This is a genomic window from Bacillus cereus group sp. BfR-BA-01356 (genome assembly GCF_022663635.1).
Taxonomy (GTDB): Bacteria; Bacillota; Bacilli; order Bacillales; family Bacillaceae_G; genus Bacillus_A; species Bacillus_A cereus.
This window is the reverse complement of sequence record NZ_JAKUFX010000210.1, coordinates 1-5,862: the sequence shown is the minus strand read 5'-3', so window position 1 is coordinate 5,862 and position 5,862 is coordinate 1. Positions and strand designations below refer to the sequence as shown.

Below are 5,862 nucleotides of genomic sequence, written 5' to 3'. Positions count from 1 at the left end.
AGCCGTATACATGGAAACATGTACGTACGGTTCGGAGGGGAGCGTTTGAAAACCTATCACAGTAATGTGAAAAGGCGTTGGGCGCTTACCCTACGACGATGTAGAACGTGTACACCGTATGCACAAACTATTAAAAGTACAGGTAGAAAAACTATATGATTTTGTTCAAAGTGGTGTTGCTTCACGTGACCAAAAAAACGAATATAAGATTATAAAAGGTATTGATGAATGGTTTGGTGCGACACGTTTCTCTATAAATAGTTAATAGCTATGAAATGAGAAGACTATCTAGATTAACACAGATAGTAATAACTGATTTAACGAGTGAGTGGAATGAAAGCCTTCATGTTGAGCTGAAACACTCCCAATAATACTCCTACATGCAGAGGAAGTTGATAGACCACACTGTATGAAGCTAGGTGAAGACGCATGAAGAAAGCCTAAGTATATGACAACATGTATATGGCAATTGATAATGCGGTTGGCTATAAACTAATCATGGTGAGAATGACCAATTGGTCTGACGAAGATACGAATGTACGGGTCTAAAATTCAAATACAGTGAAAACTGTATCCCTTGTATGGGGTAAGTCAACGAAAAGTAAGAATCGAACCTATGAAATTCGTACTATGTAACAATGAACATAGAGAACTTACAGGCCTATAGTATCCACCTAAAATTAGATGTACAGCTAGTTAAATCGGAACGTGGGAAGCGAGAGACAACTATTTAAACCACTATCTTGGGGTTGGTTCATATAAGGTATAAAGCCGAAATTGATTTACTCTCGTGAAAGCAGGGGTACAGTACCGATGAAATTATGGAAACATAGTGGAGGGATAACCCCGAGTCATTAAAGAAATTAAGCAATAGTAACCAAATGAAGTTCATAAGGTCGTGTATGATGATGGGACTTTCCATAAGGAAGGAGCAATATATCCATCGATGAACGCTACACTGAGAAACAGCGAGTACTACGGTATGCAATCCACCTTTGACACGCTATATGAGCGCAGTAAATATAACTGCACAAAAGGAATAGGATTATATGAAATTATAACATCAAAAGAAAATATACTACTCGCATACCGCAATATCAAAGCCAATACAGGCTCAAAGACAAAAGGTACAGATGGAATAACCATAGATAATTACAAAATGAAAAATGTAGAAAACTTCATAAAGGACATTAGAACAGCTTTAAATGATTATAAACCTCAAAAAGTAAGAAGGGTAGCAATACCTAAAGAAAACGGTAAAACAAGACCTTTAGGTATTCCTACAATGAGAGACAGACTAATCCAACAAATGTTTAAACAAGTTCTCGAACCAATATGTGAAGCAAAATTCTACAATCATTCCTATGGATTCAGACCTAATCGAGCGACAAAACATGCAATAGCTAGATGTCAATCTCTTATAAATAAAGGGAACAAACATCATATAGTAGATATAGATATAAAAGGATTCTTTGACAATGTAAATCACACCAAGCTAATAAAACAGCTATACAACATTGGAATAAAAGATAACAGGGTGCTAAGCATTATTTCAAAAATGCTTAAATCACCGATAGAAGGCATAGGTATACCTTCAAAAGGAACACCGCAAGGTGGTATTTTATCACCACTATTATCGAACGTTGTACTGAATGATCTAGACTGGTGGATCTCGAACCAATGGGAAAACATGGATACGAAACACAAGTACACAAACCTTCACAAATATAGAGCACTGAAGTCTACAAAGTTAAAAGAAATGTTTATCGTACGATATGCAGATGACTTTAAAATCTTTACAGATTCTCACGAATCTGCAAAAAAGATATTCCATGCAGTCAAAGAATACCTTAAAAATCACTTACAGCTTAATATATCAAGAGAAAAGTCAAAGATAACAAATATTACAAAGGGTAAATCAGAATTTCTAGGATTCAACTTAAAAGCAGTTAAAAAGAAGAATAAATTTGTTGCTAATACTCACGTTTCAAGTAAGCAAATAAAAACTATTTTAGATAAAACCAAAAAGTTAATCAAAGAAATTCAACATAAACCAACTGTAATATCTGTCAACAAATATAATCAATATATATTAGGAATCAAAAATTACTACCGAACAGCTACGCATGTAAATTATAATTTTCGCCTAATAGCCTATCGTCTATCACGAACCTTATATAATCGACTTAAAAACCATGTATTTGAAAAACCAATAAACCCTTCGGTTTTATATAAACGACTTCATAAAAACAACTATAAAACATACAAAATAATGGGAGTTTATTTATATCCAATAGCAGACATTCGAACTGAAAATGCAATGAATTTCAGTCAAAACATCTGTAATTACACCACTGAGGGAAGAAAAAATCACAAGAGAATTAAACAAAGTGTAGAACACGAAATCAATAAAATGATGTTCACACAAAGAAATGACAACTTGGAGTACGAGGATAATCGAATCTCTAGGTACTCTATGCAGTTAGGGAAATGCTCAATTTTGGGAACATTCCTAGAAGCTAAAGAGGTACATTGTCATCATGTAACCCCCAGAAAATTAGGAGGAAAAGATGATTTTAAAAACCTTGTGATTGTTCATAAATTAGTTCATACACTTATACATGCTACAAAGAAAGAGACGATTATTAAATATAAAAACTTACTTCAATTGGATGGAAAACAATTGAGAAAACTCAATATGTTTCGTCAGAAATGTAATTTGGATATTATTGATTAGTTAATTTAATGATGGAACGCCGTATGCGGTGAAAATCGCACGTACGGTGTGGAGCAGGGGAAAAGGTGGAGATCGCCTCAAAACCTTACCTATTGCTATACAATACAATTCGCGAAAAGATGGATTTTCAAGGTGAACCAGCAGTTTATAAATCGGGAAAATACCGCGGACAACCGATGCATTATGACAGAGAAGAAGAATATGTAAAAGGTTTACGCAACATCTTAAAAGATTTAGCTTCAAACGTTTTAATACGACGTGTTTTATTTGGGAAATCGGATTTTGATTTCGATGTCCATGTGCGCCCATACGGGCATTTAGAGATTCAACTCTAGCAAAGTTGTAGGCTCAGGTCTCACAAAAGCCTATCATCAACCAACTTATCCATGAAGGAAACTGAACGGGGAGTGTAGCATGTTGGTAAAGCCATAAGTTAATTAGTTACCCAATTACGACTGAATGGCCAGATGAAATGTATAGACAAGGATGAAAGCTAAACTGCTTAAACGATAGTCCAAAGGGGGATATCGAACCCCATGACGAAAGGTAACTAGTAACGTTGTGTAGTAATGACCATTTAATCAGGTGGATGTTAAATGGTAAAGAAAGTCGAGTTCTGTAACCTTAGACTCATGCCCCAGAGACCCATTACTAACTATCCACTGTAGGTGGAAAAGGACGAAAGTCGCATCCGACACTATAACAAGCTTATCTCTAAATGTACTAAATGGGGATTACCTAAGTTGGAACGCCAACACAAACTGGCTATTAAGGATGATACCAAGTGCAAAACAAGGTATGTGGCTTATGAATATCCAATAAGGTAACGGAGTTTCCGTAGTAGTCAGAGATAGGGAAAGCCTATTACAAGGCGAAGGGAAACAGTTTATCAGTTTAATACAAATTAGGAAGGAGCGCGAGGCTCTATGAGAAATCCAAATGAGGTATTAAACAGCCTACGTACCATGGCTAGTAATACAGACTACAAGTTCAAGAGGCTATACAGAAACCTGTATAATCCAGAATTTTATTACATGGCATATTCTAAGATATATGCCAAAGAAGGTAATATGACCAAAGGTACGGATGGAAAGAATATCGATGGAATGAGTATAGAAAGAATTAACACTCTTATAGACAAAATTAAACACGAGACTTACAACCCTTATCCAGCTAGACGAGTTTATAGGGAGAAAGCTAATGGTGGTAAAAGACCATTAGGCATCCCTTCTATGGATGATAAAATTATACAAGAAATAATACGAAGTATCCTTGAGAGTACTCATGAATCTACGTTCTCAGATGATTCACATGGGTTTAGACCTAAAAAGAGCTGTCATACTGCGTTAACTCAAATTCAAAAGACATATAGAGGTGTACGATGGTTTGTAGAGGGAGACATAAAAGGTTTCTTCGATAACATAAATCATCATACACTTATAAATATCCTTAAAAGAAGGATTAATGATGAAAAGTTTATAAGGTTAATCTGAAAGTTTCTCAGAGCAGGTTATCTCGAAGAATGGACATATAACAACACATTCTCTGGCACTCCACAAGGAGGCATAATCAGTCCCATACTATCAAATATTTATCTAAACGAATTAGACAAATTTATGAAGATTTACAAACAACAATTTGATAAAGGGTCAACAAGAAAAATAAATCGTGATTATGGGTACCTATCGGAAAAGAAATACCGATTACGAAAGAAACATAAGGAACAATGGGGACAAATGCCAGAGGAAGAAAAAAGAGAAGTGAAACTACAGTGGAACAAACTACACAAAGAACAGCTCTCTATCCATTCAAAAGAACCTATGGACGAAAACTACAAAAGAATTGTATATACCAGGTACGCAGATGATTTCCTCATAGGAATTATAGGTAGTAAAGAAGACGCAATTCAGGTCAAAGAAAATCTTACGATTTTTCTTAAAGAAACCCTTAAACTCGAGTTGTCACAAGAAAAGACTCTCATAACCCATAGTGAAAAATTAGTACAATTTCTCAGTTACGATATTACAATTTCAAGAGAAGAAGCCACAGCGAAAACAACCCATAGAAGGACGAAAAGGCTATTTTCTTACACGCCTAAACTATACGTACCCAAAAGCAAATGGATAAAGAACCTATTTCAAAAAGATGCACTAACAATTGACAAAAATACAGGTACTTGGAAACCTAAGCACAGAACCTATCTAAAAGATAATGACGACTTAGAGATTCTAAGTATATACAACGCAGAAATTCGTGGTCTATATGAATACTACAAATTGGCGAACAACGTAAGTGTTATAAATAAATACAAATACATAATGGAATATAGTATGTATAAGACGTTCGCTAGCAAGTACAAAAAAAGTGTTAAAAAAATACTCAACAAATATAAAACTAATGGGAAATTTGGTATACGATACAAAACTAAAAACGGTGAAAAGATAAGATATCTTTATGACCAAGGATTTCAGAGACAAAAAAGTATAGATACCAACATAGAAGTCGATATTCTCCCAAATACCTTAAAAATGTCTGGACGAACAAGTCTCATTGAACGATTATTAGCTGAAGAATGTGAAGTGTGTGGCAAAAAGAATCAAGCAATCGAAATGCACCACATAAGGAAGTTAAAAGACCTAAAAGGTAAGAAAATGTGGGAGCAAATGATGATTGCTAGAAAAAGAAAAACTATGGCACTCTGCCATCAATGTCACGTAGATTTACACTCAGGTAAGTTGGATTGATAAATGGAGAGCCGTATACTTGGAGACAAGTACGTACGGTTCGGGGGGGAGTACATGGAAACCTATCATAGAAATATGATAAGGCGCTGGGTACTTACCCTACTTAGAGCAAGGTGGTATTTTACTAGTAAATACAGCCAAAGGAGAACTTGCAGATCTTTCTAATGTACTAGGAAAATTCGTATTACTAAGTATGCAAAATGCTGTATTCCGAAGAGAACCAAATATTTCACCATACCATCATATTATTGTGGATGAATTCCCTGATTATGGTACGCCAAGTTCTCCTATAAACGTAGCGGCGTGAAATGGAGGGGCTGACTCTTACACAGCCTAACTATTTGTTCGAATTTTATGGGTGAAACTCCCATTCTAGGATAA

At 35.3% G+C, this 5,862-nt stretch carries 2 protein-coding genes and 3 pseudogenes; all 5 read left to right on the top strand.

Features of this window, described 5'->3' with window-relative positions; all coding sequences use genetic code 11:
* Nucleotides 1–91 precede the first annotated feature (91 nt).
* Nucleotides 92–244 (top strand): annotated as a pseudogene (locus MR168_RS32015) (conjugal transfer protein TraG); the annotation flags it as partial.
* Nucleotides 245–946: 702 nt separating this feature from the next.
* Entirely contained in the window at nucleotides 947–2,737 is a 1,791-nt protein-coding gene (gene ltrA, locus MR168_RS32010) for a group II intron reverse transcriptase/maturase (RefSeq protein ID WP_086411872.1), read from the top strand.
* Between the two features lie 65 nt (nucleotides 2,738–2,802).
* Nucleotides 2,803–3,072: a conjugal transfer protein TraG gene (locus MR168_RS32005; protein ID WP_076776018.1), complete on the top strand. Its 270-nt coding sequence runs from the start codon at nucleotides 2,803–2,805 to the stop codon at nucleotides 3,070–3,072.
* Nucleotides 3,073–3,663: 591 nt separating this feature from the next.
* Nucleotides 3,664–5,481, top strand: a pseudogene (locus MR168_RS32000) (reverse transcriptase/maturase family protein).
* A 100-nt stretch (nucleotides 5,482–5,581) separates the two neighbouring features.
* A pseudogene (locus MR168_RS31995) lies at nucleotides 5,582–5,788 on the top strand (conjugal transfer protein TraG); the annotation flags it as partial.
* Between the last annotated feature and the right edge of the window lie 74 nt (nucleotides 5,789–5,862).